1 protein-coding gene is annotated in these 378 nt (G+C 64.8%); it reads left to right on the forward strand.

The window, feature by feature from the left end; translation table 11 throughout:
* Positions 1-378: immunoglobulin-like domain-containing protein (locus tag ACNFG0_RS22890; RefSeq protein ID WP_416766541.1), on the forward strand; the 378-nt coding region annotated here is incomplete at both ends.

Here is a 378-nt window from a genome sequence, read left to right on the forward strand (position 1 = left end):
GAGCAACCCGGCGCAGACGCCGGTCACCGTCACCCTGTCCAACGGCCAGACCATCACCATCAAGGCCGGCGAAACCACGGGCACCGTGGACTTCCAGACCCCGGCCAATGACGTGTACAACAATGGCAGCACCGTCAGCACTACCATTACCGGTGCCACCGGCGGCAATTTCGAACAGCTGACGCCGAACCCGGCGCCTGCCGAAACCGTCATCACCGATTCGGTCGACACCACCAGCGTCACCCTGACCGCGACACCCGGCATCATCGAAGGGGGCGTGATCACCTACACCGCCACCCTGAGCAACCCGGCGCAGACGCCGGTCACCGTCACCCTGTCCAACGGCCAGACCATCACCATCAAGGCCGGCGAAACCAC

It is taken from the genome of Pseudomonas sp. NY15372 (assembly GCF_048068215.1).
Classification (GTDB): domain Bacteria; phylum Pseudomonadota; class Gammaproteobacteria; order Pseudomonadales; family Pseudomonadaceae; genus Aquipseudomonas; species Aquipseudomonas guariconensis_A.